Source organism: Stenotrophomonas sp. ATCM1_4 (assembly GCF_004348115.1).
Classification (GTDB): Bacteria; Pseudomonadota; Gammaproteobacteria; order Xanthomonadales; family Xanthomonadaceae; genus Stenotrophomonas; species Stenotrophomonas capsici.
This window is the reverse complement of sequence record NZ_QPFB01000002.1, coordinates 1-329: the sequence shown is the minus strand read 5'-3', so window position 1 is coordinate 329 and position 329 is coordinate 1. Positions and strand designations below refer to the sequence as shown.

Sequence of the window (329 nt, the reverse complement as noted above, 5' to 3'; positions counted from 1 at the left end):
GGCATCAACAACCTGCCGACCGACCTGCGCAGGAGCGTGGAGACGACGCTGGGTGCCGTGTTGATGGACGGCAGTACGACCAGTTGGGCCTCGGCCGAGAAGGTGGGCTACGGCAACACCTTCACCGCCGTGGAGCGGACGCTGCCCTGGCGGCCCCAGCTGCACGATGCCACCGGTGCGCGGCTGAACCCCCGGCCGACCGCACCGGGCTACCAGACCGCCATTGTGGTGGCCGGCCACGACGGTGGCGGGCAGGACGTCCACGCCGACAGCCTGGGGCGGATACGCGTGCGTTTCCATTTCCAGGATGCGCAGGGCGATACCACCTG

General features: G+C 69.6%; 1 pseudogene. It reads left to right on the top strand.

From position 1 onward, the window contains the following. Positions 1–329: pseudogene (locus ATCM_RS19195) on the top strand (type VI secretion system tip protein VgrG); the annotation flags it as partial.